Source organism: Jezberella sp. (assembly GCF_964834465.1).
The window spans coordinates 32,531-58,538 of record NZ_CBAZRM010000006.1; the positions used below are offsets into that span (position 1 = coordinate 32,531).

A 26,008-nucleotide genomic window follows, 5' to 3' on the forward strand; every position below is an offset into this window, starting at 1 on the left:
TATCTTTTTTAATTTAAAACCGAGCTACGCCGTACTGGATAGGATTGAGCGTTTTCGATTGCGCCTCGCGGCACGTGGATAACGTCAGTGCGAGCACGCGACGTGTGTCTCGCGGGTCGATGAGGCCGTCATCAAGCATCAGACTACTGGTGTGAATGGCGCCAGACTGTCGTTCAAAATTTTCAATGATGGCCTGCTTCTGCTGATCAAGTGCTGCCCGATCAGGCGCCTCGCCTCTGCGGGCCGCCACCCCCATAGCGACGATCTCCATCGTGTCAGCAGCTTGCTGCCCACCCATGACGGCTGTTTTTGCGTTGGGCCAACTGAAGACGAAGCGAGGTCCGAAGGCTCGTCCACACATGCCGTAATGCCCTGCACCAAAAGACGAGGCACACAAAAAGGTGATTTGCGGAACACGAGCGTTGGTGAGCGCCTGAATCATTTTTGACCCATGCTTGATCATGCCAGCTTCTTCTGAGGCTCGTCCAACGATAAAGCCCGTGGTGTTCTGCAAATAAACAATCGGCGTGCCTGCTTGATCACACAACTGAATAAACTGCGCCGCCTTGGTTGCCCCTTGCGGATCAAGCGGTCCGTTATTACTAATAAAGGCTACCGCATGCCCTTCCAAAAACCCTTGAACACAAAGCGTTGCTGACCCGTAACTCGCTCTGAACTCGGTAAACACTGAGCCGTCCACCAAACGGGCAATCACTTCATGCATATCGACGGGTTTTCGCGTGTCTGTTGGCATAATGCCAACAAGTTCATCAATATCCAGCGCAGGCGATAAAAACGAACGCGTCTCGCCGAGAGCTTTGTCGCGATTCCAGTCTAGATTGCGCACAATCTCTCGTGTGAGTGTAATGGCATGGGCGTCGTCTTCTGCCACAAAATCAGCAAGACCTGAAACAGTTGCATGCATATCAGCGCCACCCAAGTCTTCTTCGGTGGCAATTTCGCCCGTTGCAGCCTTCAGCAACGGCGGGCCCGCGAGAAACGCACGCGCCCGACCGCGCACCATCACGACATAATCCGAAAGACCAGGCAAATAGGCACCACCCGCCGTCGAAGAGCCGTGCACACAAGAGATAACCGGTAGCCCTGCAGCAGATAAGCGAGCAAGATTGCGAAACATGCCACCACTATTGACGAAACGTTCAACTCGATAACTACGCAGATTTGCACCAGCACTTTCAACCAATTGGATGAAGGGTAATTTATTCTCTAAGGCAATTTCTTGACAGCGCATGATCTTTCGACCAGTCATGTTCTGCATCGCGCCCGCCTCGATGCCCGAGTCATTGACCACCACCATGACGCGTACGCCATGAATGAAGCCAATGCCAGCGATGACCGCACTGCCAGGAATACTGGTTGCGGGATCTGGATTTTCGATGCCGCAATAGCCCGCAAGACTCATCAATTCAAGAAAAGGTTGACCGGGGTCGAGCAGCCTGGCTAGTCGATCCCGAGGCAACAACTGCCCTCGTTTTGCAAAGCGGTCTGCGGCACGTTGCGACGCAATGACGGTGCGCTGCTGTAGCGACTTCACCTCATCGATCAGCGCATGCATCGCGGCACGTTGCTCACGATAGGCGGCCGAAAATGAGTCAATGGCGGTTGAGAAAACTTGCATACGGGAGCGCTTTGCCTCTAAGATAGCTTATGGTTTTTGTTGCATTAAAATATAATACGATTGAATTATTTCGTCAAACGCCGACCGAACAGTCGATGGTCAAACAATGAGTCAGAAAATAAAATCTTCGCCAGCCTCTTCAGCCAAAACGCCGACCTCAAACCCTTCTGCGCAAGTACGTTCAATCGAAACCAAGCTTGAGTTAATACGCGCAGCTGAAAAGCTTTGCGCCCTGAACGGATTACTCGGTGTATCGATTCGGCAAATTGTGGCTGAAGCAAACCAGCGCAATGCCTCGACCATTCACTATCACTTTGGTTCTCGGGATGCCTTGATTTATGCGATTTGCGAACACCGCATGATCGAAATCGAAAAAGATCGAGCGCAACGCCTGGCTCATTTTTTAGAGCAACCTCATCAAACGTCAGATCGTGTCGTTGAACTGCTGAGCGTATTCATTTGGCCGAGCGTTCAACCGATCATCACTCACCACGGCCACAGCTATTTCCGGCGTTTCTTAGCGCATAGTTTCGTGAATGGCGGTGTTGACTTACCGGGCTTTATCAAAGGCAAGTTCGACACAGGCATGAGGCAAATTGCGGGATTAGTGCAACAAGAAGTGAAGCATTTATCTGAAGCAACTTTTCGCCTTCGGTGGGCATTGATGGTGAGATCAGTAACTTATCTACTTGCCAACCTTGAAGCGCGCGCCGAGGGATTATCAAAGGCAAAGGCGACCTCACTGCTGCAGCGCGGTGTTCTGGACATCAGCAAAAGCTTTGCCGGCATGCTGCAAGCCCCTGAACACAGCTTACCGTCTGCTGATATCGACCCAAACGCGAAGTCAATCACGAAAAAGAGAAAACGTTAACCATGAATACCAGCGAAAAAGACGAGGCCATCCAACAAGAAACCATTGCGGGTTTTTTGCTCTTGACCTTCAACCAGCCAGATATACGTAACCCGCTTGGGCCAAATGTCGTTGCAGCACTCTCATCGGCCATTGATCAAGCCAGCCTCGATCCCAGCATACGCGCAGTGGTGCTCAGAGGGTACGGGTCAGTTTTTAGTGCCGGGGGTAATCTTGGCAATTTCCAAGAGCGCTTGGCGGCGCCGATGAATGCAGATGGTAGCGATCCCATCGCGACCAGCAATCGCTCCTTTGGGACTTTTTTAGAGCAATTAAGAAAGTTTCCCAAACCAGTGGTGGTTGCCGCTCAAGGGGCAGCCATGGGTGGCGGTGCTGGCTTAGTGGCCGCTGCTGACATCTCGATGGCGATTGTCGACACCAAATTCTGCTTCACAGAAGCCAAACTGGGTTTACTGCCGGCACAGATCCTACCATTCGTGATTGAACGTATCGGCGCTAAAGCCGCGCGCCGATTGATGCTAACCGCCGAAAGGTTCAACGCAAGCGACGCCTTGCAGCTAGGTCTGGTCGATTTTGTTGAGCCGGATATGGATGCCATGCGCAACCGACTGGTAGCCGTCCTCGACAACATCAGTGCCTGCGGCCCAAATGCAGTCATGGCAACCAAGCGACTGTCTTACCGCAATGATTGGGCAGTTTCCGAGCGGGGGCTCACCACACTGCTCGATGATTGCGCGACCGCCTTTGCGCAAGCCATGCGTGATGAAGCACACGAAGGCTTAACCGCGTTGCGCGAAAAACGCCCTGCCTCTTGGAAGACCAGTTTTCCGCGTGAAGCCCTCATGGTTTGGTAAGTTCAAGACAACAAAAAACCCAGACCTGATCACAGTGCCTGGGTTGCTTTCATCATCACGATTGACGCTCGTCTAACTAACCACCGCGTCAATCGCTTGATTGGTCAGCAGCGCCAATAACTTGGCGATTTCTTGGCGCAGCTGGCGACGATCAACCACCATATCTACGGCACCTTTCTGCTGTAAAAACTCTGACCGTTGAAAACCCTCGGGCAATTTTTCGCGCACAGTCGATTCAATCACACGCGGCCCAGCAAAGCCAATCAAGGCACGGGGCTCAGCGATCACCACGTCACCCATAAAAGCAAAGCTGGCAGAAACACCACCCATGGTCGGATCGGTCAAGACACTGATGAACGGTTGGCCCGCTTCAGACAGGCGAGTCAGCATGGCATTGGTCTTGGCCATTTGCATGAGCGAGAAAAGGCTCTCTTGCATGCGTGCGCCACCTGAGGCTGCGACACAAATAAACGGGATACGGTGCTCAATGGCTGTTTGAACACCGCGAACAAAGCGCTCACCCACGACCGAGCCCATTGAGCCGCCCATGAATTGAAACTCGAAGCACGAGACTACGCAGGGAATGGTCATGATCGTCCCACTCATCGTGACCAGCGCATCTGTTTCACCGGTTTGCTCAACCGCTTCTTTCAGACGATCCGGATATTTTCTCGAGTCTTTGAACACAAGCGGATCACCTGACTGGATGTCGGCGCCGATCTCAACACGCCCTTCTATGTCCAGTAGCGAATCAAGTCGGGTGCGGGCGTTGATCCGCATGTGATGATCACATTTTGGACAGACGTGTAAATTTGCTGACAAGTCTTCGCTGTAAAGGACCGCCTCGCACGACGGGCATTTCGCCCACAGTCCCTCAGGTACTCTTCTTGCAGCGATATCTGCCGGCAACGCCTTATTGATTCGAGGCGGCAGTAATTTACCCAACCAACTCATGAGTGCCTCCCAGTGGCCCCACGCCCCTGATCGAGCGCCAGGCGTATCGTATGCAACCAAGCCGCGCCTGCCTTGATCGCCGCGTCAGACTGTTGATCGACTGGCAAACCTGCCCAAGCCTTTGTCATGGTGTCGATCAGCTTACTGCCAATCACCACGGCATCGGCGACTTGACCGATTTGCTGCGCGCTCTGACTATCGCTGATGCCAAAGCCAACACCGACAGGTAAAGTGACGTGCTTGCGAATACCCGCCAAGCGTGTCGCCACATCATTGACATCCAGGTTACCCGCACCTGTGACCCCATTGAGCGACACATAGTAGACGTAACCCTTGGCCATCTGGCCAACGGCTTTGATTCTGTCTTCTGTCGAGGTTGGTGCCAACAAGAAGATGGGGGCAATGTGATGCTGGGCCAACATGTCGGCGAATTGCGTGATTTCTTCAGGAGGGTAATCAACCACCAGCAAGCCATCAACCCCAACCACCTGGGCTTTTTCGGCAAACGCCTTTTGTCCCATGCGCTCAATCGGATTGGCATAGCCCATCAAAACGATGGCGGTCTGTTGATCGGTTTCACGAAACTGAGCCACCATATCCAACACGTGCCTCAAGCCCACGCCGAGTCGGATCGCATGTTCTGACGCACGTTGGATCACAGGACCGTCTGCCTGGGGATCCGAAAAAGGGATACCCAATTCGATGACGTCAGCACCCGCTTGAACGAGCGCATGCATCAGCGGCACGGTTGATTCACGTAATGGATTGCCCGCAGCGATATAAGGGATCAGCGCAGCGCGGTTTTGAGTGGCGGCACGGGTAAACGCGCGACCGATACGATTTATATTCAAAGACATCTACCTATCAACCTTTACAGCGTCAGACCTGAGTGTTGAGCGACTGTGTTCATATCCTTGTCGCCCCGACCTGACAAGCTCACCAAAATAACTTGGTCGGGACGCATGGTCGCCGCCAGCTTGGCTGCGTGTGCGAGTGCGTGTGAAGTCTCAAGGGCCGGAATAATCCCTTCGATGCGGCAACAATGATGAAAAGCTGCCAACGCCTCTTCGTCTGTCACACTGACATATGATGCGCGGTCACTGTCTTTTAACCAGGCATGTTCGGGACCAACGCCTGGGTAATCCAGACCAGCAGAAATCGAGTGAGTCTCAATCACCTGACCGTCTTCATTTTGCAAAACATAAGTACGATTGCCATGCAAGACACCCACAGTCCCTGCGGTCAGTGAGGCAGAGTGTTTGCCTGTCGCAATGCCCTCGCCTGCAGCCTCAACCCCCACGAGTTTGACGCCCTCGTGCGGGATGTAGGGGTGGAAAATCCCCATGGCATTAGAGCCGCCACCGACGCAAGCAATGACGCAATCCGGTTGCTTACCTGCGTAGAGTGGCATCTGTTCAATGGATTCATTGCCAATCACAGAATGAAAGTTACGCACCATCATCGGGTAAGGATGTGGACCAGCCACAGTACCGATGATGTAGAAGGTGTCGTCGACGTTGGTGACCCAGTCACGCATCGCTTCGTTCAACGCATCCTTCAGGGTTTTAGACCCGGATTCGACGGGGACAACCGTCGCACCCAGCAACTTCATGCGGTAGACATTAGGCGCCTGACGCTTGACGTCTTCGCTGCCCATGTAGACCACGCACTCCATCCCGTAGCGTGCGCAAACGGTGGCGGTAGCAACACCGTGTTGGCCAGCACCCGTCTCTGCGATGATGCGTTTTTTGCCCATGCGTCTGGCCAACAGGGCCTGACCCAGGCTGTTGTTGATCTTATGCGCACCGGTATGACAGAGGTCTTCGCGTTTGAACCAAATCTGCGCCCCCCCCATCTCTTCTGACCAGCGTTTGGCGTGATAAACCGGCGTTGGACGGCCTACAAAGTGTTTGAGCTCGTCGGCAAATTCAGCGAGAAAGTCGGGGTCGTAGCGATATTTTTCGTACGCGACACGCAGTTGTTCGATCGCCTGCATCAAGGTTTCAGCAGCAAAAACACCGCCGTAAGGGCCAAAGTGCCCGCGGGCATCAGGAAAATCATAGGGTTTCAAAACGGGCTCCCCAAAAAAGGACTGATGTAGGCAACAATATGCCATTCATCCACAGCACTCAATCGTCAAGTTTAGCAGTATGTGCCAATAAATATCGCTAGTGTCGGTAGGGGCTTACGCTGAGTTTGCCTCTCGAACGATCGCCTGGTTTAGCGCCGTGTGGCACTCATGACGCCTTTGACATCCATCAATGCTTGCAAGCCACGTTGCAACTCGACGCCATCATGCACTTCAACGGTGAACCCCATCTGGGCTAACGACCGTTTACTCTGAGTATTGACGGCGACCACGTTGAGTCTGAGTCGAGCGAAAACTTCGGAAAGATCTCTCAGCAAGCCTGAACGGTCTTGCGCCTGCACAAGCAAATCAACGGGATAAACGACGCCCGTGGCAACCGCGCCCCACGCGACGTCAATGACTCGCTCAGGCTGTCGCGCCCGCAACTCAGTAAAACTTGAGCAGTCGGTTCGGTGAACCGAAACGCCGCGACCGCGCGTGACGAAGCCTTGAATCTGATCGGGTGGCGCTGGGCGGCAGCAACGCGCCAACTGGGTCAATAGAGAATCTACCCCAACCACCAAGACACCGCTCTTGCCACCCTGCGCCGCATTGCCGGCACTCGAATGATGGGTAACTAAATCCTGTGCCCCGATCTCTTGGGGCGCTTCGACCGGTTGGAAGGCACTATCAATCTGCCGCAGACTGAATTCTTCTTTTGCCGCCGAGACGTATAGATCTTCAGCATTGGCAAACCCGAGTTGTTGTGCAAGTTGAGACAGATTAACGGCGGTTTTACCTAAGCGCTGCAATTCTTTTTCGACCAGCACTTGACCCTGCACGACGCGTTGCTGCAACTCGATGGCATTGAACCACGCTCGTACTTTAGCCTTGGCCCGATGACTGGCCAGAAAGCCAAGCTGTGGATTGAGCCAATCGCGAGAAGGTCCTCCCGATTTCGTCGTCACAATTTCGACCGTCTGCCCCGTTTGCAATTTGGTTTGCAGTGGCACCATTTGACCGTCAATGCGAGCCCCTCGGCAACGGTGTCCCAGGTCAGAATGTAAGTGGTAAGCAAAATCGACCGCTGTCGCCCCCACGGGGAGTTCAATCACGCGGGCTTGGGGAGAAAGGACATAGATCCGGTCGTCTTGAGGGACGGCCAAGGGGATTGAGGTGGTCCCCTTGCCGCCCGCATCGGCCTTCCAGGCAAGCAGCTGCCTCATCCAGGCCAGTTGACGGTCATAGCGACCTGAGGCGCTGACTTGTCCCCCTTTTGCACCAGACTCTTTGTAGCGCCAGTGGGCCGCCATCCCGAATTCAGCGAACTCGTGCATGGCTTGCGTGCGGATCTGGATCTCGAATGGTCTGCCTTGATCGTCTGCGACAACGGTATGCAGAGACCTATAACCATTGGGTTTAGGGCGCGATACATAATCATCGAATTCGTTAGAAACGGGCACCCAGCGCTCATGCACAACGCTCAAGGCCGTGTAACAATCGCGCTCGTCATCAACAATGATTCGCAACGCTCGCACATCAAACAGCTCGCTAAATTCAATCTGTTTCGTCAGCATCTTGTTATGGATACTGTAGATGTGTTTGGGTCGACCCGAGACCTCCGCCTTTACGCCTAACTCGGCCAACGATCGAGTCAGCTGATCGATCGACGCTTGTATAAATAGCTCACGTTCGACTCGCTTTTCTTCAAGCAAACCAGCGATCGCTTTATAGCGCTGAGGGTCGGTAAAACGAAAGGCCAGATCTTCCATTTGCCACTTAAGTTGCCAGATGCCCAGGCGATTAGCTAATGGTGCGTACAAATCAAGCGTTTCGCGTGCCAGAAGGGGATCGCACGGGGTTTTCGATGCAGCAAACCAGCGTAAGGTTTGAAGTCGGGACGCAAGGCGAATCAGCACGATGCGCAAGTCAGCAGCCATCGCCAACAGCATCTTGCGCAACATTTCTTTTTGACCACTGCTATCGGACGCCGTTGAATCCGCGCCGCTCACGATGGAGCCAAGCCGCAGCAAGGCCTTGGTGCCTTGAACCAAGGACGCAATTTCAGCGCCAAAGGTCTGACTTATTTCGTCGTGCTGCGAAGATCCAACCGCCTCAGGAAGGCCGATCAACAACGCAGCAGCCTGAGTCACCGCATCGGCCTGAATATCTCGCAAAATGTCTGCAGACCCCGTCGCGTGAGCAAAATAAGACTCGCCAGCCGGGGTCTCGAGCGCTGCGCAGCGGGGCTCAGCCCATTGCCTCACCCTGCCGAGTAAATCGGCGTCCTCTTTCATCCCCGCTTAGACGGCTGCCGTCACCACAATCTCAACTTTGTAATCAGCATTTGCCAATCGTGCTTCGATGGTCGCGCGCGGCGGGGCAAAGCCCTCTGCAACCCAAGCGTCCCACGCTTTATTCATGCCGTCAAACTCTTTCATATTGGCAACAAAAATCTGAGCCATCAGAATGCGGGTCTTGTTGGTACCAGCTTGCGCGAGCAAACTGTCGATGGTTGCCAAGATCTGTGCCGTTTGACCGGTGATGTCCTGCGTCACATCATCGGCGACCTGACCTGCCAGATAAGCCACGCCGCCGTGCACGGCCATATCGGAAAGACGCTTTCCTACGTTGACTCGAGTAATGTCGCTCATTGAGACTCCTTCAGTAACTTACATTTAAACAGGGGGTAGTTCAAACACTTGCCGCAGGTAGGCAAGGTAGGCTTGATCATCGCACATCGTTTTCTCGGGTGCATCCGACACTTTAGCGACAGGCTGACCATTACATCTCACCATTTTCATGACAATCTGCAAAGGTTCGTGCCCCAAATCGTTGGTGAGATTGGTACCAATACCAAAAGAAGTTTTACACCGACCCGCAAAACGCCGAGTGATTTCAATGGCGCGCGGAATCGTCAATGCATCAGAGAACACCAGGGTTTTGGTTCTGGGGTCGACGCGATTGTTGGCGTAGTGGGCCAGCATTCGCTCGCCCCAATCCAACGGATCCCCAGAATCATGCCGCGCACCATCAAACAGTTTGCAAAAGTACATGTCGAAATCGCGTAGAAAGGCATCAAGCCCATACACGTCGGATAAGGCGATACCTAGGTCACCCCGATACTCTTTTGCCCATGTCTCTAACGCAAATACTTGAGAATCTCTCAGTCGGGGGCCCAACGCTTGGCAGGCTTGAAGGTACTCGTGCGCCATCGTCCCTAAGGGGGTGACCCCATGCTTCATGGCAAACCAAACGTTGCTGGTGCCAGCAAAGTGTTCGCCCATCTGGGCCTTCATGGTCAAGACAACTTCTTCATGCCAGGCATGCGAAAACCGGCGGCGTGTACCGTATTCTGCCACTCTGAACTGCGCGAGATCGGGGGCATCGAGAACAAGATGCATCTTGGTTTGTAGCCGTTTGCGGCCCTCCTCCCAAGGCGGATTAGGGCAAACGTTACGAAAATATACTTCGTTGACAATCGCCAACACGGGGATCTCAAAAAGAATCGTGTGCAGCCATGACCCTTTGACCGTAATCTCTATCTCGCCGGGGTTCTGGCCTTCAGTGACTTCAATTCGTTTTTCAGACAGTTGAAAAAAGTCGAGAAAGTCAATGAAATCGCTTTTGATAAAGCGCAACCCACCTAAGTAGGTTAGTTCTTGTTGGGTAAACCGCAGCTGGCACAACGCTCTGATTTCGCTGCGGATTTCTTCCATGTAGGGGCGCAGGTTCACCCCGGGCGTTCTGCAACGGTACCGGTATTCAACCTGTGCGGCCGGAAAATGATGCAAAACAACCTGCATCATCGTGAACTTATACAGGTCGGTATCGAGTAGTGACTTAATAATCATGATTTTTCAACAATGAGCCTAACCATAGCATAGCCGCCATGATCGATAGGGCTTTTCGGGCCTCTTTCGCACGATTAGGTAAAATCCCTGATCTGTACTTCTGCAAATAACTTTAAACGCTGGTGAGCCCGATGACGCACGTCGTGACTGAAAACTGTATCAAATGCAAATTTACCGACTGTGTCGATGTCTGTCCGGTCGATTGCTTCAGAGAGGGGCCGAACTTTCTCATCATCGATCCCGACGAGTGCATTGACTGTGCAGTCTGTATCCCTGAGTGCCCTGCAAACGCTATTTTCGCTGAAGAAGATTTGCCCGCGGATCAAGTTAAATTCATCGCCCTGAACGCCGAGCTGGTGAACTCGCCCGCGTTTACCAGCATTAGTCGGTCGAAAAAGCCACTTCCTGATGCTGACAACTGGAACGGCATGACCGACAAACTCAAATACCTTGAAAGGTAATTAGCTTGGGTAACGCGAGCGACGCAAGCGAGGCCAATAACGACCTTCGGTACACCACCCAGACGGTGACCGCGACCAAGGTCTGGCTGGATGAGAAATTGTTTTCGCTGCGCGTCACGCGCGATACAGCGTTCAATTTTTTACCGGGTCAATTTGCGAGACTAGGGCTCTCAGTCGATGATCAGAGCGGTGGTGTAACCCCAAACCAGTGGCGCGCGTATTCCATGGTATCCGCCCCGGCAGACGACGAACTTGAGTTTTTGTCGGTGCTCGTCCCCAACGGCACGTTCAGTCCACCCATGGCGAAGCTCTGCGTTGGTGATCGGATTTTCGTCGATAAGACTGTCTATGGATTTTTGACCCTTGAGCGGTTTATCGACGGAGAAGACCTCTGGTTGATCTCCACCGGCACTGGCCTATCGGCCTACCTTGCGATGCTGCGAGATGACGCGGTCTGGTCCAAATTTAAAAGAGTGATTCTCATTCATGGGGTAAGGCAAGCCAACGAGCTTGCTTACCGCGAGGAGTTGCTCGAGATGATACAAGCTGGCAAATCGCTCATCTATTTACCGGTGACCTCGCGAGAGCCGACCGACAAAGCACTGTCACCCCACGTCCACCCGACGCTCACGACTGCCGCACGAATGACAGACCTGCTATCCACCGGCGAGCTTGAGCAAAGATTGCAAGTACCGCTCAACGCTGAAACATCGCGAATCATGTTGTGCGGCAATCCTGCGATGGTGACCGACATGCGCGCACTGCTGGCTGCGCAAGGGTTCGCTGCGGGCCGCCGTGGCGTGCCGGGCAATCTTGCGGTTGAAAACTACTGGTGATTCCTAGTATTAACGCGCACAAATGGACTTTGTTCGTCGTACTTTAGCCACAAAGCAGAGGTAAAACACTTAGTTCACTCGACTTGTTGCGGCGCAGCATTGGTTTGAGCGATAATAAGTTTGAGCCATAGTAATCTACCAACGCTAATCACAACTATTATTGGGACACCGGCATGCTTTATAAGTTGCATGATGAAGTACAGCACGCAATCCTCGGGCCGATGGCTGCCTTTGCAAATATCAGCTCAGCTCTATTTTCTCATCCTAGCAGCCCACTTGCCTACACACCGTTGGCGCGCAACCTTGCTGCGGGTTACGAACTGATTCATCGCTTGGGCAGACGCTACGAAAAGCCCGAATGGATGTTGACCGAGACTGAAGTCAACGGCAACAAAGTCGCTGTCACGATCGAGACGGAATTGGCGACGCCCTTTTGCAATTTGATCCATTTTGCGCGAGACCTTCCCGCCAAGACCGCCGTGACACAGCCCAAAGTCCTGGTGGTCGCGCCACTGTCGGGTCATCATTCAACACTCTTGCGCGATACCGTCCGAGCCCTTATCCAGAACCACGACGTTTATGTCACTGATTGGGTAGACGCACGCATGGTCCCGTTGTCTCATGGCCCATTCCACCTGAACGATTACGTCAAATTGGTTCGCACGTTTGTAGAACACCTGGCGCCAGACCTGCACGTCATTTCAGTTTGTCAGCCAACCGTTCCAGTGCTTGCCGCGATTTCACTCATGGCGTCGGACAAGAGCCCAGCATTGCCAAAAAGTATGGTCATGATGGGGGGGCCAATCGACCCCCGCTGCTCACCCACTCAAGTAAACCGGCTGGCGACCACGCGGCCCTATGAGTGGTTTGAGGATCAAGTCATTCATCCCGTTCCTCCGCGCCATCCAGGCTTTGGTCGTCGGGTGTACCCCGGGTTTCTGCAACACGCCGGGTTCATTGCCATGAATCCTGATCGCCATATGAAATCTCACTACGATTTCTACCTCGATCTGTTGCGGGGCGATGATGACGATGCGCAAGCACACCGCCGTTTCTACAACGAATACAACGCCGTGCTGGATATGCCCGCTGAGTTCTATCTGGACACCATCCGCATTGTGTTTCAGGATTTCGATTTGCCCAACGGCACTTGGGAAGTCGACGGAAAGCTCGTAAAACCAGCAGATATCAAGTCTGTGGCCTTGTTCACGATCGAAGGCGAATTGGACGACATCTCTGGCGAAGGTCAAACCAGAGCCGCTCAAGATCTGTGTAAAAACATCCCGAGTGCTCGCAAAAAGCATTACACCGCGCCTGACTGTGGCCATTACGGTATTTTTTCGGGTAGCCGCTGGCGCAACGCCATTTGTCCGCAGATAGCCGAGTTCATCCGCCAGGCCTGATGGTTTTCGTATGCTAGCCGATCAGATCAACGATCTGCTGCCTCAGACCCAGTGCACAAAATGCGGCTATCAGGGATGCCGACCTTACGCTGAGGCGATTGCCTCAGGTGGGGCGGCGATCAACCGATGCCCGCCAGGTGGGGATGATGGCATCATCAAACTGGCCAGACTGCTGAAGCAGGATGCCATCCCGCTGGATCTTACTTGTGGCACGCATCGTCGCCTACAGGTGGCCGTCATTGACGAACAACACTGTATTGGGTGCACGCTTTGCATACAGGCATGCCCGGTTGACGCCATTGTCGGTGCGGCGAAACGCATGCACACCGTGATCGCAGATCACTGCACAGGTTGCGATTTATGCCTTCCCCCCTGCCCGGTGGATTGCATCAGCATGGTGGATGTTGAACCCGAGCGAGCCTGGACATCGGCCGATGCCTCACTCGCCAAAGGGCGCTACCTTGCGCGTCTGAACAGAGCAACCAACACGCCCGACACGCTCAGATTTGATCCTCCTGACGCTTCACCGGATGCGGCTTCCAACGCCTCACCGGTGGGTTCGCCGGCGACTCAAGAGGACAAGCAAGCGCTGATCGCTCAAATGCTCGCTCGCGCGCGCGCGCGCCGCGCAGACCCATGAACAAGCTCAAACGGCACGAAATTTTCTCTCGCTTACGGACGGCGAACCCCAGCCCCACGACAGAACTTGAGTACGCGAGCGTCTTTCAGTTGTTGATCGCCGTTATCTTGTCGGCACAAGCGACCGACAAATCGGTCAACCTTGCCACACGCAAATTGTTCCCAAGCTACGGCACGCCTGACGCCCTGCTCGCGCTCGGTGAAGCTGGGTTATGTGATTACATTAAAAGTATCGGTCTCTACAAAACCAAAGCTAAGAACGTCATCAGCACCTGTGCTTTGCTGATCGAGCGGCACGACGCAGAAGTGCCACAAACAAGAGAAGCGCTAGAGGCCTTGCCCGGCGTTGGTAGAAAAACCGCCAATGTCGTGCTGAATACAGCCTTTGGTCAGCCGGCAATGGCGGTCGATACTCATATCTTTCGAGTGTCCAATCGAACGGGGATCGCCCCGGGCAAAGATGTCCTCACCGTCGAGAAGAAACTCCTCAAATTTATCCCCGAAGAATTCCTGCTTGACGCCCACCACTGGCTTATCTTGCAAGGGCGTTACGTCTGTGTCGCAAGAACACCCAAGTGCCCACAATGCGGCATCGCCGATCTATGCGAATATCGAAACAAGACCAAGGCACAGTGAGTTAACCTAAAGTCAAGTCGTCCGAGCGAAAATTGGGCACTATGACAAACCCGAATTGAAGTTTTAGTCACATTTGCTCATACTCGAACATCTATATCGGTATTTTCGGAATCTCCAGCATGAGCGACATTATTCTTCAGACTCAGGGGCTCACCAAAGAGTTCCGCGGCTTTGTAGCCGTCAACGATGTCGCGCTCAGCGTCCAACGCGGGCACATTCACGCATTAATTGGCCCTAACGGGGCAGGCAAGACGACTTGCTTTAACTTGCTCACAAAATTTTTGGCACCCACTCGAGGCAAGATTCATTTCAACGGCATCGACATTACTGAAGATCGCCCTGCGCAAATTGCCCGGCGCGGGATTATTCGTTCGTTCCAGATTTCTGCTGTTTTCCCGCATCTGACGGTTCTTGAGAACGTGCGTATTGGCCTGCAACGGCAGACGGGGCTGTCTTTTCATTTCTGGCGCAGCGAGCGCTGCCTCGATCAACTCAATGATCGTGCAAGGCAACTGCTAGATCAAGTAGATCTCGGCGAGTTTGCCGACACGATCACCAGCAGTCTTCCATACGGACGCAAACGCGCCCTTGAAATTGCGACGACCCTCGCGATGGAGCCCGAGCTCATGCTTCTCGATGAACCGACGCAAGGCATGGGGCATGAGGATGTCGAACGAGTCACGCAGCTGATCAAACGAGTCAGCGAAGGTCGCACCATTCTGATGGTCGAACACAATATGAGTGTGATTTCTAAAATCGCGAGTCAAATCACGGTGCTGGCCAGAGGATCCGTTCTCGCGGAAGGTGACTATGCCAGCGTATCCCGCAATCCGTTGGTCATGGAGGCCTATATGGGCACCACCCAGGGCGAACTCGAAGGAGCCCACGCATGACCACGCCAGCGCTCGAGATTTCAGGCCTGAACGCCTGGTATGGTGAATCTCATATCCTGCACGGGGTAGATTTGACGGTCAATCAAGGTGAGGTCGTGACCTTGCTCGGCCGAAACGGGGCTGGTCGCACGACCACCCTGCGGTCTATCCTGGGGCTCACTGGCTCACGTAAAGGTTCTATCCGTATCCACGGTACTGAATCCATTGAAATGCCCACGTACAAAGTCGCTCACCTTGGGGTCGGTTATTGCCCAGAAGAAAGAGGGATTTTTGCTAGCCTTTCTTGTGAAGAGAATCTGCTTTTGCCACCCCCCGTTGGCGCGCTGGGCGGCGGTATGTCGTTGTCAGAAATATATGAAATGTTTCCCAATTTGCTTGAGCGAAAGAACTCGCCTGGCACTCGCTTATCTGGCGGTGAGCAGCAAATGCTGGCAGTGGGGCGTATCCTGCGAACGGGTGCAAATCTGCTGCTGCTCGACGAAATCTCAGAGGGTTTAGCACCGGTGATCGTGCAAGCACTCGCGAGAATGATCACGACGCTAAAAGCCAAGGGCTACACCATCGTGATGGTCGAACAGAACTTTAGGTTTGCGGCGCCGCTAGCGGATCGCTTTTACGTCATGGAGCACGGGCAAATTGTCGAGCACTTCGACGCTAAAGAGCTGGCTTCAAAACAAGGCGTCCTGAACGAACTGCTTGGGGTTTAAGCCCGAAGTTCCTTGTATGATCGCAGTCTTGATAGTTGTTACCACCGTTATCCCTTATTTTGCACCGGCGCATGAGCCAGTTTTGGCACTTGCCCACCAAGGAGAATGTCTTGAAATTAAGTAACTTGAGCGCAGCACTGCTTTTGGCGGGTCTCGGTATGAGTACCCAAATCGCATCAGCGGCAGTGTCCGATGATGTCATTCGAATTGGTTACATCACCGACATGTCTGGTGTTTACGCTGATATCGACGGCCCCGCTGGCGCCGAGGCGATCCGCATGGCCATTGAAGACGCCGGTGGTAGTATCAACGGCAAGAAAATCGAATTGCTGGTGGCAGACAATCAAAATAAATCAGACATCGCGACCGCACGCGCCCGAGAGTGGTTCGATCAGAAAAATCTCGACGTGTTGATCGGCGGCACCAACTCAGGCGTAAATTTAGCGCTGGCAACCGTGGCTGCTGAGAAGAAAAAGCCCTTTATTTCAATTGGTGCGGGCACCTCCGATCTCACCAACAAGCAATGTACGCCCTACACCGTTCATTACGCCTACGACACCGTTGCGATGGCACGTGGCACGGGTGGTGCAGTCGTTAAAGATGGTGGTAAAACCTGGTTCTTTTTGACAGCTGACTACGCCTTTGGTCAAGCACTTGAGCGTGACACAACAGCCGTGATCAAAGCGAACGGCGGTGAAATCAAAGGTGCCGTCAAAGCCCCGCTCAATACCTCGGATTTTTCTTCCTTTCTGCTGCAAGCGCAAGGGTCTGGCGCTCAAATTCTCGGCTTAGCGAATGCCGGCGGCGACGCTGTCAATTCTATTAAAGCGGCTGACGAGTTTGGCATCACCAAAACCATGAAAATGGCTGGCCTGTTGCTGTTTATTAATGATATCCACGCACTGGGCTTGAAAGCAACACAGGGCATGTATCTGACGGATGGTTGGTACTGGGATCAAAGCGACGCCTCGCGTGAGTGGACGAAAAAATTTGTCGCTCGCAGCAAACATCAGCCTTCCATGTTGCATGCTGCCGATTACTCTTCAGTGAGCTTTTACCTGAAGGGGGTCAAAGAGACTGGTTCGGACGACGCTGAGACCATGATGAAATGGATGAAGTCCAACAAGGTCAATGACTTTTTTGCCAAAGACGGTTACGTCAGGGCAGACGGTCGCATGATTCATGAAATGTATCTCATGCAAGTGAAAACACCGGCCGAATCGAAAGCACCTTGGGATTACTACAAAGTGCTCGCGGCGCTGCCCGGTGAAGACGTGTTCACCAAATTATCCGAGTCGACTTGCTCGCTCGTGACCAAGTAACACTCTCAGGCCCCTGTTCTCTCTCGACAGGGGCCTTTTAGTACAGATTATTTTCTTGCTGCGCCACACACGATGATGACAATTTTTGGTATCCCAATACAAGCTTTTCTGGGCCAGCTCTTGCTAGGCCTGGTGAATGGCTCTTTTTATGCAATTTTGTCTCTCGGTTTAGCCGTTATATTCGGCCTTCTCAACGTCATCAATTTTGCGCACGGTGCACTCTATATGTTGGGTGCCTTTCTTGCTTGGATGGGTATGTCTTATCTGGGCTTGAATTATTGGGTCATGCTCGCTGTTGCGCCGATCTTGGTGGGTATATTCGGCATCTTCATTGAAAAATTCCTGCTCAAGCATCTCTACAAGCTTGATCATTTATATGGCCTGCTGCTGACGTTCGGGATCACACTGATGCTAGAGGGATTATTGCGAAGCTTTTACGGGGTGTCCGGCCAGCCCTACGCGACACCTGACGCCCTTCGAGGCGCGACTAACTTGGGCTTCATGATTCTGCCGAATTACCGCGCCTGGGTGGTTGTCGCGTCGGTCGTGGTGTGCTTCTTCACCTGGTTCATCATCGAACGAACCCGTCTTGGGGCTTTACTGCGCGCCGGGACAGAAAATCCTCGACTGGTCGAAGCGTTCGGGGTCAATGTCCCCTTGATGGTAACGCTCACCTATGGCTTTGGCGTCGCGCTCGCTGGGTTTGCTGGCGTCTTAGCAGCACCCGTGCTGCAGATTTCGCCCCTGATGGGATCTAACCTCATCATCGTTGTGTTTGCCGTGGTCGTGATTGGTGGCATGGGATCCATTCTTGGTGCCATTGTGACTGGCCTCGGCTTAGGGATTATCGAAGGACTTACCAAAGTTTTTTATCCTGAAGCCTCAAGCACCGTGGTTTTCATCATCATGGCCATCGTCCTCTTGTTCCGTCCCGCCGGGCTCTTCGGTAAAGAAAAATGAATCGTCAAGCTTTTGGTTATCTTGTCTTTCTGGTCCTGCTGGCGCTCGTGCCGGCAGCAGGGATTTATCCTATCTTCGTGATGAAAGTCATGTGCTACGCCTTGTTTGCATGTGCTTTTAATCTCTTACTGGGTTACACCGGGTTGCTCTCCTTCGGCCATGCCGCTTTCCTCGGGACATCGGCATACACGCTCGGTCACGCGATCAAAGTTTGGGGATTCTCACCAGAACTGGCGATTGTCGTTTCAGTCTTGGCCGCCGGGCTACTTGGTTTGGCGATCGGTGCTCTCGCCATCAAACGCAGCGGTATTTATTTCGCGATGATTACCCTTGCCATGTCACAAATGGTGTTCTTCTTCTTTCTGCAAGCCAAGTTCACCGGGGGTGAAGATGGTCTGCAAGGGGTGCCACGCGGGGTGTTATTCGGATTCGTCGATCTCAAGAACGATAACAACCTTTACTTCCTCGTGATGGGTATCTTTGCGCTCGCTTACTTTCTGATCTGGCGCATCGTTCACTCACCGTTCGGTCAAGTGCTCAAAGCGCTGCGTGAAAACGAAGCCAGAACGACCTCTCTCGGTTACGACGTGGATAATTACAAGCTATTGGCCTTTGTGCTGTCTGCCATGCTAGCTGGGCTTGCAGGCGCCACCAAAACGCTGGTATTTGTGTCTGCCACTCTCTCTGATGCAACCTGGCAAATGTCAGGCTTGGTGGTGTTGATGACACTCGTGGGTGGGATGGGTACCTTGGTCGGGCCTGTCGTGGGTGCCTTCATCATTGTTTTGTTAGAAAACAAGGTTGGGGATTTCGGTGCCGCGATCTATGCTTGGACGGGTATCGAGTGGTTTAACCATTTAGGTGAGTCCGTCACGATTGTCATTGGTTTGATTTTTGTCATTTGCGTACTGGCTTTCCGCAAAGGGATAGTGGGTGAGCTCAATGCTTGGGTCGATCGTCGTCGAAGCGCCCGAGTTTGATGCTTTGCAATTTCAACTTTTTTTTGAGATAACCAATGATTTCTCTGAAAAGAACCGCTTTGCACTGCGCTCTGGCGTTTGTCACGCTTTGGGCTGGTGCAGGATTTGTTGCTGGCGTCGCAGCGCAAACTACCCAAACGACATCTGATCTGTCGAACGTACGTCCTGCCATACAAGTCGAATGGTTAGGCCAGGCTGGGTTTCGTATCACGACCCCTGGTGGCAAATTGATCGTGGTCGACCCCTGGATCAAAGGTGGCCCCAAAGCCCCCGCCAAGTACAAAGATGATTTAGCTGCCCTCGGTAAGATTGATTTGCTGTTGGTGAGCCACGGGCACGTTGACCACTTAGGTGACGCCCCTGAATTAGCAAAGATGAATAAAACCAAGCTGTATGGCCCCGCAGATATGGTGACCCCCTTAGTCACCATTGGCGCCCTGCCAAGCGAACTGGGCCATCGGTTCAACAAATCAGGCACGGTCAAGCCTCTCGATGGCATTAAGGTCACCGCGGTCAAAGCTGAGCACTCGTCCTTGATCGTTTGGCCAGATGCACAGGGCAAGCCCGTCAGTTATGCGGCTGGCGAGCCCATTGGTTTCATCATCGAGTTAGAAAACGGTTTCAAAATCTGGCATATGGGCGACACCGGCTTGTTTAGCGACATGTCGTTTATTGCACAGTATTACAAACCCGACCTCGTCATGATCCCGATTGGTGGCAACTTCACCATGGGGCCTACAGAAGCCGCTTATGCGATCAAGACGTGGGTCAAACCCAAGATGGTCTTGCCCATGCACTACAACTCAAACCCCATGACGCCAGGTACTTTGGCTGAGTTTGAAGCTGCCATGAAAGGCAGTGACATCAAGATAATCCGGATGACTGAAGGTCAAACCGTTAATTTCTAAACCCGAATAGATCGCTTCACCTGATAAGCCAGCACTGAAGCGATCGCTGCCTTGGCAACGTCGATCGGGATAAATATCGCAACGGCCAGTAGTGCCTTCAGTGGCGTGAGGCCTGTGACCCAAATCATCCACGGTACGCCGAGCGCGTAGACCACCACCACCCCACCCATCACCCCAGCAAAGGTACCCAAGGCCATTTGGCTACCTGGGGATTTGACCGCCCACGCTGGGCTTTTTGAACGATAGCCAAGCAAGCCGACGACCGCAGCGCCGGGTATCATGCCCAGCAGAAAACCACCCGTTGGCCCAGTTAGAACGGCGAGCCCGGCTCTCCCCCCAGGTAACACAGGGATCCCGATCATGGCCATCGACACATAGAGCAACACCGCCAATGCCCCCCGCAGCGGCCCTAACATCAAACCAATCAACATGACCCCCAGCAGTTGTAGCGTCACAGGGACGGGAATCACCGCAATCGGCATGGGTGGCACCAGTGACAGGGCGACCAAGAGCGCTGTCATCAAGGCAATCAACACCAGATCAATCGTTTTCAATTTCAATTTTTATTACCTGTTTAGTTGCCGGGCATCGATGGCATCAGCGATGTCTTGGGCACGTTTCAACGTCCGTACCATCATGGGCACGATACAAATCAATAGATGACGATCTAACCCGCGTGAGATCTGCGCCTCGCGGATTTCACGCCATTGTAGGGACAGTTCGGGGATTAATCTCAGCGTAAGTCCAAACGTCAGGGCAACTTTTTCGCTGTCCACCCAACCGAGCCGAGCAATAGGCGTTAAGAAGGCTTGTACGACATCCATCAGGGCTGAAACAGGCGTTGTCATTGACAACGCCAAGGCAAGCAACAACAAGGTGCTCATTCTCAGGCTTGTCACTAACGCTTGCACCCATCCCTGTAACCAGGTGCTGTAAGCAGCAATCACCACCATGAACCAGAAAAATGGTTTGACGCTTTGCCATAACCGCGGCGTCAACAACTTCGACGTTGCCAATACTAACAGTGCAAAGACAAAAGCGAACGATTGCAGCAAAAGCGTCTGCACGCCTAACAACAGCGATGACACCACGAGCAAAAACAATAACTTGTCACCCGCTCGCCGACGGTGCAACCATGAATCAATCGGGCCTTGTCTCACGCTCATCTGTCGCACTCGGTTTCATACCAAGCGATCGCAGCCGACGCGTCAGCATCGTGCACGATGCGACCTTGATCAATCACCAGCACACGATCCATCTCTTTGAGCAGAGACAAATCATGGCTCACGACGATACAGGGCTGTGTCAGTGCGGCGAGCAAACGTACAAAACGCCTCGCATGCTTGAGATCGAGTTGAGTGGTGGGCTCGTCAAAGACGAGAATCTCTGGTGATGTTGCTAGCACCGCCGCCAAAGCCACGAGCTGTTTTTCACCGCCCGAGAGGGTATGAACCACTCGATCAATCAAATGCTCGCCCGCTACCTGCTCAAGCGCTGCACGGACGTGCTGAACTCTAACCGCCCGCTCGGCAAAGCGCCTTTTGAGGCCTAGATCGATATCTTCCCCGACAATCGGCAACACCAACTGATTGTCGGGGTTTTGAAAAATAAAGCCGACGCGTCGTCGAATCTCTGTCAAGTGCACCGAGACATCCAGCCCATCAAGTAATACTTGACCTTGGTCGGGGCGTTGTAAACCATTAAACAGCCGAAGCCACGTGCTCTTGCCAGAACCATTGGCACCTAAAATACCCACCCGTCTCTCGGACAACTCGCAAGAAAGATCATGCAGAATGATTTGACCGTCTTTTTCAACGGTGACATTTTTAAACTGGATTAACATGGATGGGGATTATGCAACAGAACTTTTCCCAAACTTTCGACTCAAAGCAGAGCTATGGCAAAAATAAACAAAACTGATGCAGAGTGGCAGCAGCAACTCTCCCCCCAAGAGTACTACGTTGCCAGACAGAAAGGCACTGAACGTGCCTTCACAGGCCGGTATTGGGATCATAACGAGCACGGCATCTATCGCTGCGTGGGTTGTGGTACAGCACTGTTCGCCTCGGATACCAAATTCGATGCAGGCTGCGGCTGGCCAAGCTATTTTGATCCGATTAATCCTGAAAACGTCCGCGAAGAAAAAGACACGAGCCACGGAATGGTTCGTACCGAAGTCATTTGCAACGTGTGCGACAGCCACCTCGGACACGTGTTTCCGGATGGTCCGCCCCCTACTGGGCTTAGATACTGTATCAACTCGCTTTCGATGACTTTTGAGCCAATCGACGGCAAGAATTAAACCAAGTAAGACATGAAAAAATTCCTCTTCGACCTCTTCCCGCTGATCCTGTTTTTCGTCGCCTACAAAATCAACGGGATGTACTTTGCGACAGCCGTCGCCATTGCAGCGGGCATTGCCCAACTCATTTGGCTAAAGCTGACTAAAAAACCCATCGAAAGTATGCACTGGATCAATCTGGGGGTCATTGTGGTGTTTGGTGGCGCGACCCTTTGGTTACAAGATGACACTTTCATTAAATGGAAACCAACGGTTTTGTATTGGATTTTTGGTGGTTCACTGCTGATTGGTCAGATTGCTCTCAAACGCAATTTGATGCAAAAGTTGCTTGGCGAAAAAATTGTGATGTCCCCACAAACCTGGTCAAAAATGAACCTGAGCTGGGGGATTTTCTTTGTTTGTGCGGGTATCGCTAATTTATTTGTCGCGTTTTCAGGGCACTTCACCTTAGACCAGTGGGTCAACTTCAAGGTCTTCGGTTTAATGGGGCTTCTGATTGTGTTTGTGATTGGCCAATCCATCTGGCTGGGCAAGCACATGCAACCCGTCTCTGACGAACCCACAGACCAGCCATGAGTCAAAATCCGCACTACACCCTTTTACTTGAAAGACTTGAAACCTTGAAAGCAACTGAACTACTGCTTGAGGATGAATCCCATCTTCATGCGGGTCATGCTGGCAATCAAGGGGGTGCTAGCCATTTTCGAGCCACCATCGTGGCCGATTGTTTTGAAAAACTGCCGATGATTGCGCAACATCGGCTGGTGTATGATCTCGTGCGCGATTTAATCCCCTTCCCAGTCCACGCTCTTGCGTTAAAGACTCGGGCGCCATCCAAAGGAACTTCATGAAACGTATTGCTTTATTGACGGCAGCAATTTTGGTTGCTTCACCTGTTTTTGCTCAGAATATCGCAACGGTGAATGGCAAAGCCATTACGCAAAAAAGTATGGATCAATTCGTTGAACTGCTCAAAGGCCAGGGCGCAACGGATTCACCTGAGCTGCGCAAGCAAGTCAAAGAAGAGATGATCAATCGCCAGGTGATGGTGCAAGCTGCTGAAAAAGAAGGGATTGCAAAAGACCCTAACGTCGTGACTGAACTTGAACTCGCGCGCCAGGGCATTTTGGTCCGTGCCATGATGGCCGATTATCTCAAGAAGCACGCGATCAGCGATGCTGATTTAAGAGCCGAATACGAAAAGCTCAAAAAAGCTGAAGACGGCGTGATGGAATACCGTGTTCGCCATATCTTGGTCGAAGAAGAGAAAAATGCCAATGACATCCTCGAGAAACTGAAAAACAAATCAGCCAAATTCGAAGATTTGGCAAAAAAGAACTCGAAAGACCCTGGCAGTGCAGAAAAAGGCGGCGAACTCGATTGGGCGCCAGCGACTAACTACGTTGAGCCTTTCGCCGTTGCCGTGAAAGCGACCGCCAAAGGCACGTTGGTTGACAAGCCTGTCAAAACGCAATTCGGTTGGCACGTCATTGAGGTCGAAGACACACGCCCTGTCGAAGTACCCAGCTTTGAGAAAGTGAGACCACAAATGGAAGAAATGCTTCGTCAGCAAACCCTTGCCAAGTATCAACAAGAACTGCGTCAAAAAGCAAAAGTTCAGTAAACTTAGCTCACGCTTGGTGATACTTGTTGGTCAAAAAAGCCACGACACAGTCGTGGTTTTTTTTAGCCCAGCAAACGTCGCAAGCCTGCTTCATCGATCACAGTAACGCCGAGCTCAATAGCCTTTGCCAGTTTGCTACCTGCTTCAGTGCCTGCCACGACGAAACTCGTTTTTTTAGAAACCGACCCGCTCACTTTGCCTCCAGCCGCCAAAATATTGGCCGCAGCCTCATCGCGTGACCAAACGGGTAAGGTGCCCGTCAATACAAAGGTTTTACCGGTTAGGGCAGACGCTTGAGCCACAGGTTCTGGCGCTGGGATCACACCCTGTTGCGCTAACGCAGTGAGCACATCCACGTTATGAGTTTCGCTGAAAAATCGCTTGATAGATCCCGCTACCACTGGCCCGACATCGGGTGCGGCCTGAAGCGCGTCGAGATCAGCGTCGACCAGGGCGGGTAGCGACCCAAAATGAACGGCTAAATCGCGTGCGGTCGTCTCGCCAACGTGTCGGATACCCAAGGCGAAAATCAAGCGCCCGAGGTTTGGCCTGCGTGCCAATTGAATGGCGTCAACCACATTTTGTGCCGATTTTTCACCCATCCGATCATAGGCGGCAAGTTCCTGCGCCGTTAGAGTGAAGATATCAGCAATGGAATGCAGCCGGTCGCTATCGACCAACTGGTCGATCAACTTTTCGCCCAAACCTTCGATATCCAGTGCCTTGCGACCCACTGCGTGTACGAGGCTTTGCTTGCGCTGAGCCGCGCAGAATAAGCCACCGGTACATCGGGCAATGGTCTCATCCTCGACGCGTTCGATGGTTGAACCACAAACGGGGCACGCGCTAGGCATCACAAAGCGCACGGCGTCGATTGGACGTTGCTCAAGGATAGGGGCAACCACCTCGGGGATCACATCACCCGCCCGTCTCACCACCACGCGATCACCAATTCTGAGATCTTTACGATGGATTTCGTCTTCGTTATGTAAGGTGGCGTTGGTGACGGTGACGCCACCGACGAAAACAGGCGCCAACCTGGCAACTGGGGTGATGGCCCCTGTTCGACCGACCTGAACATCAATCCCCATCAGGGAAGTGGTGGCCTCTTGCGCGGGGAACTTATGCGCAATGGCGAACCGCGGTGCGCGAGCAACGAAGCCAAGGATGCGTTGGGCAGACAGTTCGTTGACTTTGTATACAACGCCGTCAATATCGTAGGCGAGCGTAGAACGCTTGTCGCCTACCTGCGCATAATAGGTCAGCAACTCGTCCGCCCCACGCGCGAGCAAATGCTCAGTGTGGTTCACCGGCAAACCGAGTGAAGAAAACCAATCGAGCATGTCGCTGTGCAAGCGAGGCATTTCTCGGGACACCTCGCCCCAAGCATAGGCAAAAAATCGCAACGGTCGTTGCGCGGTGATTCGAGGATCAAGTTGGCGCAAGCTCCCTGCCGCGGCGTTGCGAGGATTGACAAATACCTTCTCGCCTCTGCCACGCTGCATGTCGTTGAGCGAGGCAAAATCCGCGCCATTCATGAAAACCTCACCCCTCACCTCAAGCACAGCTGGGACAGGACCATGATCATCGCGAAGCTTGAGCGGAACCGACTTGATGGTTTTAATGTTGCTCGTAACATCCTCACCCGTCTGCCCATCACCACGGGTTGCTGCTTGCACGAGAAGGCCATTTTCGTAGCGAATGCTGATCGCCAAACCATCGAGCTTTAGTTCACAAAAGTATTGGACAGGTTCATCAGCAGCGAGTTGACCAGCAGCCCGCAACGCGTCGCCAACACGCTTATCAAAAGCCCTCAACTCGTCGTCTTCGAACGCATTGCCCAAGGACAGCATGGGAACTTGGTGCGTCACCGAGCCAAAGGCGGTCAGAGGGGCTGAACCAACCCGTTGGGTGGGTGAGGCTGACGTGATTAATTGGGGATGACATTTTTCAAGCTCGACCAATTCGCGCATGAGTGCGTCGTACTCAACATCAGAGATGGCGGGCGCATCGTTGATGTAATACCGATGATTGTGTTGATCTATTTCAGCGCGCAGTGTGGCCACTCGCTCACTGGCTGCAATCAGATCAAGCATG

General features: G+C 52.9%; 28 protein-coding genes. 17 read left to right on the forward strand and 11 right to left on the reverse strand.

Annotated features, from left to right (window positions below; translation table 11 throughout):
* Window positions 1-13: 13 nt before the first annotated feature.
* On the reverse strand, window positions 14-1,639 hold the full coding sequence (locus tag AC1W8Y_RS05855; RefSeq protein WP_482013541.1) for an acyl-CoA carboxylase subunit beta: 1,626 nt from the start codon (window positions 1,637-1,639) through the stop codon (window positions 14-16).
* Window positions 1,640-1,745: 106 nt separating this feature from the next.
* Between AC1W8Y_RS05855 and AC1W8Y_RS05860 the strand changes: the two genes are divergently transcribed.
* A complete protein-coding gene (locus AC1W8Y_RS05860; protein ID WP_482013542.1) occupies window positions 1,746-2,510 on the forward strand; it encodes a TetR/AcrR family transcriptional regulator in 765 nt (254 codons plus the stop codon).
* A 2-nt stretch (window positions 2,511-2,512) separates the two neighbouring features.
* Window positions 2,513-3,364, forward strand: coding sequence for an enoyl-CoA hydratase-related protein (locus AC1W8Y_RS05865; protein WP_482013543.1), 852 nt, complete (start codon window positions 2,513-2,515; stop codon window positions 3,362-3,364).
* A 72-nt stretch (window positions 3,365-3,436) separates the two neighbouring features.
* Here AC1W8Y_RS05865 and accD read toward each other — a convergent pair whose 3' ends face one another.
* From accD to pncB, 6 genes are all read right to left on the reverse strand, one after another.
* Window positions 3,437-4,318 (reverse strand): acetyl-CoA carboxylase, carboxyltransferase subunit beta, encoded by an 882-nt coding sequence (accD, locus tag AC1W8Y_RS05870; RefSeq protein ID WP_482013544.1) that lies wholly within the window; start codon window positions 4,316-4,318, stop codon window positions 3,437-3,439.
* Window positions 4,315-5,175, reverse strand: a complete 861-nt coding sequence (gene trpA, locus AC1W8Y_RS05875) for a tryptophan synthase subunit alpha (RefSeq protein ID WP_482013545.1) — start codon at window positions 5,173-5,175, stop codon at window positions 4,315-4,317. Before trpA ends, accD begins: the two co-directional genes overlap by 4 nt.
* A gap of 14 nt (window positions 5,176-5,189) precedes the next feature.
* The gene (gene trpB / locus AC1W8Y_RS05880) at window positions 5,190-6,389 is read right to left on the reverse strand and encodes a tryptophan synthase subunit beta (RefSeq protein WP_482013546.1); all 1,200 of its coding nucleotides are present in this window, start codon (window positions 6,387-6,389) and stop codon (window positions 5,190-5,192) included.
* A gap of 149 nt (window positions 6,390-6,538) precedes the next feature.
* Entirely contained in the window at window positions 6,539-8,683 is a 2,145-nt protein-coding gene (locus AC1W8Y_RS05885) for a RelA/SpoT family protein (RefSeq protein ID WP_482013547.1), read from the reverse strand.
* Between the two features lie 6 nt (window positions 8,684-8,689).
* Window positions 8,690-9,040: a RidA family protein gene (locus tag AC1W8Y_RS05890; RefSeq protein WP_482013548.1), complete on the reverse strand. Its 351-nt coding sequence runs from the start codon at window positions 9,038-9,040 to the stop codon at window positions 8,690-8,692.
* A gap of 24 nt (window positions 9,041-9,064) precedes the next feature.
* Window positions 9,065-10,240, reverse strand: a complete 1,176-nt coding sequence (gene pncB / locus AC1W8Y_RS05895; RefSeq protein WP_482013549.1) for a nicotinate phosphoribosyltransferase — start codon at window positions 10,238-10,240, stop codon at window positions 9,065-9,067.
* Window positions 10,241-10,371: 131 nt separating this feature from the next.
* On the opposite strand from pncB, the gene fdxA reads away from it, so the two are divergent.
* From fdxA to AC1W8Y_RS05950, 11 genes are all read left to right on the forward strand, one after another.
* Window positions 10,372-10,701, forward strand: coding sequence for a ferredoxin FdxA (gene fdxA / locus AC1W8Y_RS05900; protein ID WP_482013550.1), 330 nt, complete (start codon window positions 10,372-10,374; stop codon window positions 10,699-10,701).
* Window positions 10,702-10,706: 5 nt separating this feature from the next.
* The gene (locus tag AC1W8Y_RS05905) at window positions 10,707-11,537 is read left to right on the forward strand and encodes a ferredoxin--NADP reductase (RefSeq protein ID WP_482013551.1); all 831 of its coding nucleotides are present in this window, start codon (window positions 10,707-10,709) and stop codon (window positions 11,535-11,537) included.
* A 173-nt stretch (window positions 11,538-11,710) separates the two neighbouring features.
* Window positions 11,711-12,940 carry a polyhydroxyalkanoate depolymerase gene (locus AC1W8Y_RS05910; RefSeq protein WP_482013552.1) on the forward strand — a complete coding sequence of 410 codons (1,230 nt, stop codon included), beginning with the start codon at window positions 11,711-11,713 and terminating at the stop codon, window positions 12,938-12,940.
* 10 nt (window positions 12,941-12,950) lie between these two features.
* Entirely contained in the window at window positions 12,951-13,580 is a 630-nt protein-coding gene (gene rsxB, locus AC1W8Y_RS05915) for an electron transport complex subunit RsxB (RefSeq protein WP_482013553.1), read from the forward strand.
* Window positions 13,577-14,215, forward strand: coding sequence for an endonuclease III (gene nth, locus AC1W8Y_RS05920; protein WP_482013554.1), 639 nt, complete (start codon window positions 13,577-13,579; stop codon window positions 14,213-14,215). Before rsxB ends, nth begins: the two co-directional genes overlap by 4 nt.
* A 119-nt stretch (window positions 14,216-14,334) precedes the next feature.
* The gene (locus AC1W8Y_RS05925; protein WP_482013555.1) at window positions 14,335-15,108 is read left to right on the forward strand and encodes an ABC transporter ATP-binding protein; all 774 of its coding nucleotides are present in this window, start codon (window positions 14,335-14,337) and stop codon (window positions 15,106-15,108) included.
* Complete coding sequence (locus tag AC1W8Y_RS05930) at window positions 15,105-15,815, forward strand: ABC transporter ATP-binding protein (RefSeq protein WP_482013556.1); 711 nt, start codon at window positions 15,105-15,107, stop codon at window positions 15,813-15,815. The genes AC1W8Y_RS05925 and AC1W8Y_RS05930 overlap by 4 nt, the downstream gene beginning before the upstream one ends.
* A 158-nt stretch (window positions 15,816-15,973) precedes the next feature.
* Window positions 15,974-17,137 carry an ABC transporter substrate-binding protein gene (locus AC1W8Y_RS05935; RefSeq protein WP_482013667.1) on the forward strand — a complete coding sequence of 388 codons (1,164 nt, stop codon included), beginning with the start codon at window positions 15,974-15,976 and terminating at the stop codon, window positions 17,135-17,137.
* Between the two features lie 72 nt (window positions 17,138-17,209).
* On the forward strand, window positions 17,210-18,097 hold the full coding sequence (locus AC1W8Y_RS05940) for a branched-chain amino acid ABC transporter permease (protein ID WP_482013557.1): 888 nt from the start codon (window positions 17,210-17,212) through the stop codon (window positions 18,095-18,097).
* On the forward strand, window positions 18,094-19,077 hold the full coding sequence (locus AC1W8Y_RS05945) for a branched-chain amino acid ABC transporter permease (RefSeq protein WP_482013558.1): 984 nt from the start codon (window positions 18,094-18,096) through the stop codon (window positions 19,075-19,077). The genes AC1W8Y_RS05940 and AC1W8Y_RS05945 overlap by 4 nt, the downstream gene beginning before the upstream one ends.
* A 35-nt stretch (window positions 19,078-19,112) precedes the next feature.
* On the forward strand, window positions 19,113-19,985 hold the full coding sequence (locus tag AC1W8Y_RS05950; protein WP_482013559.1) for a metal-dependent hydrolase: 873 nt from the start codon (window positions 19,113-19,115) through the stop codon (window positions 19,983-19,985).
* Here AC1W8Y_RS05950 and AC1W8Y_RS05955 read toward each other — a convergent pair.
* From AC1W8Y_RS05955 to AC1W8Y_RS05965, 3 genes are read right to left on the reverse strand one after another with little or no spacing between them, the layout of a single operon-like run.
* Window positions 19,982-20,539, reverse strand: coding sequence for a biotin transporter BioY (locus AC1W8Y_RS05955; protein ID WP_482013668.1), 558 nt, complete (start codon window positions 20,537-20,539; stop codon window positions 19,982-19,984). The two genes, AC1W8Y_RS05950 and AC1W8Y_RS05955, sit on opposite strands and share 4 nt — an antisense overlap.
* Window positions 20,540-20,551: 12 nt before the next feature.
* The gene (locus AC1W8Y_RS05960; RefSeq protein WP_482013560.1) at window positions 20,552-21,151 is read right to left on the reverse strand and encodes an energy-coupling factor transporter transmembrane component T family protein; all 600 of its coding nucleotides are present in this window, start codon (window positions 21,149-21,151) and stop codon (window positions 20,552-20,554) included.
* Window positions 21,148-21,828: an energy-coupling factor ABC transporter ATP-binding protein gene (locus AC1W8Y_RS05965; protein WP_482013561.1), complete on the reverse strand. Its 681-nt coding sequence runs from the start codon at window positions 21,826-21,828 to the stop codon at window positions 21,148-21,150. The genes AC1W8Y_RS05960 and AC1W8Y_RS05965 overlap by 4 nt, the downstream gene beginning before the upstream one ends.
* A gap of 54 nt (window positions 21,829-21,882) precedes the next feature.
* On the opposite strand from AC1W8Y_RS05965, the gene msrB reads away from it, so the two are divergent.
* Genes msrB through AC1W8Y_RS05985 form a run of 4 tightly spaced genes read left to right on the forward strand, consistent with a single transcriptional unit; the run spans window position 21,883 to window position 23,911 of the window.
* A complete protein-coding gene (gene msrB, locus AC1W8Y_RS05970; RefSeq protein ID WP_482013562.1) occupies window positions 21,883-22,287 on the forward strand; it encodes a peptide-methionine (R)-S-oxide reductase MsrB in 405 nt (134 codons plus the stop codon).
* A gap of 12 nt (window positions 22,288-22,299) precedes the next feature.
* Window positions 22,300-22,863 carry a septation protein A gene (locus AC1W8Y_RS05975; protein WP_482013563.1) on the forward strand — a complete coding sequence of 188 codons (564 nt, stop codon included), beginning with the start codon at window positions 22,300-22,302 and terminating at the stop codon, window positions 22,861-22,863.
* A complete protein-coding gene (locus tag AC1W8Y_RS05980; protein WP_482013564.1) occupies window positions 22,860-23,138 on the forward strand; it encodes a BolA family protein in 279 nt (92 codons plus the stop codon). The genes AC1W8Y_RS05975 and AC1W8Y_RS05980 overlap by 4 nt, the downstream gene beginning before the upstream one ends.
* Window positions 23,135-23,911 (forward strand): peptidylprolyl isomerase, encoded by a 777-nt coding sequence (locus AC1W8Y_RS05985; RefSeq protein ID WP_482013565.1) that lies wholly within the window; start codon window positions 23,135-23,137, stop codon window positions 23,909-23,911. The genes AC1W8Y_RS05980 and AC1W8Y_RS05985 overlap by 4 nt, the downstream gene beginning before the upstream one ends.
* A gap of 62 nt (window positions 23,912-23,973) precedes the next feature.
* Here the strand turns inward: AC1W8Y_RS05985 and ligA are convergent, their stop codons facing one another.
* Entirely contained in the window at window positions 23,974-26,007 is a 2,034-nt protein-coding gene (ligA, locus tag AC1W8Y_RS05990; protein ID WP_482013566.1) for an NAD-dependent DNA ligase LigA, read from the reverse strand.
* Between the last annotated feature and the right edge of the window lies 1 nt (window position 26,008).

What these genes read in the sequence shown, in the direction of transcription:
- AC1W8Y_RS05945 (WP_482013558.1), top strand. Translation starts at nt 18,094, where the DNA reads ATGAATCGTCAAGCTTTTGGTTATCTTGTCTTTCTGGTCCTGCTGGCG.
- pncB (WP_482013549.1), bottom strand. Translation starts at nt 10,240, where the DNA reads ATGATTATTAAGTCACTACTCGATACCGACCTGTATAAGTTCACGATG.
- AC1W8Y_RS05890 (WP_482013548.1), bottom strand. Translation starts at nt 9,040, where the DNA reads ATGAGCGACATTACTCGAGTCAACGTAGGAAAGCGTCTTTCCGATATG.
- fdxA (WP_482013550.1), top strand. Translation starts at nt 10,372, where the DNA reads ATGACGCACGTCGTGACTGAAAACTGTATCAAATGCAAATTTACCGAC.
- nth (WP_482013554.1), top strand. Translation starts at nt 13,577, where the DNA reads ATGAACAAGCTCAAACGGCACGAAATTTTCTCTCGCTTACGGACGGCG.
- AC1W8Y_RS05865 (WP_482013543.1), top strand. Translation starts at nt 2,513, where the DNA reads ATGAATACCAGCGAAAAAGACGAGGCCATCCAACAAGAAACCATTGCG.
- ligA (WP_482013566.1), bottom strand. Translation starts at nt 26,007, where the DNA reads ATGCTTGATCTGATTGCAGCCAGTGAGCGAGTGGCCACACTGCGCGCT.
- AC1W8Y_RS05940 (WP_482013557.1), top strand. Translation starts at nt 17,210, where the DNA reads ATGATGACAATTTTTGGTATCCCAATACAAGCTTTTCTGGGCCAGCTC.
- AC1W8Y_RS05950 (WP_482013559.1), top strand. Translation starts at nt 19,113, where the DNA reads ATGATTTCTCTGAAAAGAACCGCTTTGCACTGCGCTCTGGCGTTTGTC.
- AC1W8Y_RS05885 (WP_482013547.1), bottom strand. Translation starts at nt 8,683, where the DNA reads ATGAAAGAGGACGCCGATTTACTCGGCAGGGTGAGGCAATGGGCTGAG.
- rsxB (WP_482013553.1), top strand. Translation starts at nt 12,951, where the DNA reads ATGCTAGCCGATCAGATCAACGATCTGCTGCCTCAGACCCAGTGCACA.
- accD (WP_482013544.1), bottom strand. Translation starts at nt 4,318, where the DNA reads ATGAGTTGGTTGGGTAAATTACTGCCGCCTCGAATCAATAAGGCGTTG.
- AC1W8Y_RS05985 (WP_482013565.1), top strand. Translation starts at nt 23,135, where the DNA reads ATGAAACGTATTGCTTTATTGACGGCAGCAATTTTGGTTGCTTCACCT.
- trpA (WP_482013545.1), bottom strand. Translation starts at nt 5,175, where the DNA reads ATGTCTTTGAATATAAATCGTATCGGTCGCGCGTTTACCCGTGCCGCC.
- AC1W8Y_RS05855 (WP_482013541.1), bottom strand. Translation starts at nt 1,639, where the DNA reads ATGCAAGTTTTCTCAACCGCCATTGACTCATTTTCGGCCGCCTATCGT.
- AC1W8Y_RS05930 (WP_482013556.1), top strand. Translation starts at nt 15,105, where the DNA reads ATGACCACGCCAGCGCTCGAGATTTCAGGCCTGAACGCCTGGTATGGT.
- AC1W8Y_RS05965 (WP_482013561.1), bottom strand. Translation starts at nt 21,828, where the DNA reads ATGTTAATCCAGTTTAAAAATGTCACCGTTGAAAAAGACGGTCAAATC.
- AC1W8Y_RS05925 (WP_482013555.1), top strand. Translation starts at nt 14,335, where the DNA reads ATGAGCGACATTATTCTTCAGACTCAGGGGCTCACCAAAGAGTTCCGC.
- AC1W8Y_RS05980 (WP_482013564.1), top strand. Translation starts at nt 22,860, where the DNA reads ATGAGTCAAAATCCGCACTACACCCTTTTACTTGAAAGACTTGAAACC.
- AC1W8Y_RS05910 (WP_482013552.1), top strand. Translation starts at nt 11,711, where the DNA reads ATGCTTTATAAGTTGCATGATGAAGTACAGCACGCAATCCTCGGGCCG.
- AC1W8Y_RS05975 (WP_482013563.1), top strand. Translation starts at nt 22,300, where the DNA reads ATGAAAAAATTCCTCTTCGACCTCTTCCCGCTGATCCTGTTTTTCGTC.
- AC1W8Y_RS05960 (WP_482013560.1), bottom strand. Translation starts at nt 21,151, where the DNA reads ATGAGCGTGAGACAAGGCCCGATTGATTCATGGTTGCACCGTCGGCGA.
- AC1W8Y_RS05860 (WP_482013542.1), top strand. Translation starts at nt 1,746, where the DNA reads ATGAGTCAGAAAATAAAATCTTCGCCAGCCTCTTCAGCCAAAACGCCG.
- msrB (WP_482013562.1), top strand. Translation starts at nt 21,883, where the DNA reads ATGGCAAAAATAAACAAAACTGATGCAGAGTGGCAGCAGCAACTCTCC.
- AC1W8Y_RS05935 (WP_482013667.1), top strand. Translation starts at nt 15,974, where the DNA reads ATGAGTACCCAAATCGCATCAGCGGCAGTGTCCGATGATGTCATTCGA.